Origin of the sequence: Acidisphaera rubrifaciens HS-AP3, from assembly GCF_000964365.1 — a bacterium.
GTDB classification, from domain to species: domain Bacteria; phylum Pseudomonadota; class Alphaproteobacteria; order Acetobacterales; family Acetobacteraceae; genus Acidisphaera; species Acidisphaera rubrifaciens.
Genome location: NZ_BANB01000815.1, coordinates 1 through 476 on the forward strand (window position 1 = coordinate 1; position 476 = coordinate 476).

Annotated in this window: 1 pseudogene; it reads left to right on the forward strand. The window is 72.5% G+C overall.

The features are described 5' to 3' along the window. A pseudogene (locus B8460_RS22365) lies at positions 1-476 on the forward strand (5-methyltetrahydropteroyltriglutamate--homocysteine S-methyltransferase); the annotation flags it as partial.

The following is a 476-nucleotide window of genomic DNA, read 5'->3' on the forward strand; positions in this document are numbered from 1 at the left end:
GCCGCCCGTGCCGCCGGAACGCTGGACGCGGCCGGCCTGCGCGCGGTGGAGGCTGCCTGCATCACCGAGGCGGTGCGCCGGCAGGAAGCGATCGGCCTGCGCGCCGCGACCGACGGCGAATACCGTCGCGCCTACTGGCATTACGACTTTGTCGGCGGCCTCGACGGCGTCGAGATCTACGAGCCGGCGCAGAAGGTCGCCTTCAAGGGCGCGGTGCTGCCGCACGCCCTGCGCGTGACGGCGCCGGTCGCGTGGCGGCGGCCGGTGTTCCTCGACGATTTCCGCTACACCGCCGGGCAGGTGACCCGCGCGGTGGCCAAGCAGACCATCCCCTCGCCGAGCGTCGTGCATTTCCGCGGCGGCCGCGCCGCCATCGATCCGGCGGTCTATCCCGATCTCGACGGCTTCTATCACGATCTCGGCCGTGCCTATGCCGATGCGGTGGCGGCGTTCGCGGCGGCCGGCTGCCGCTATTT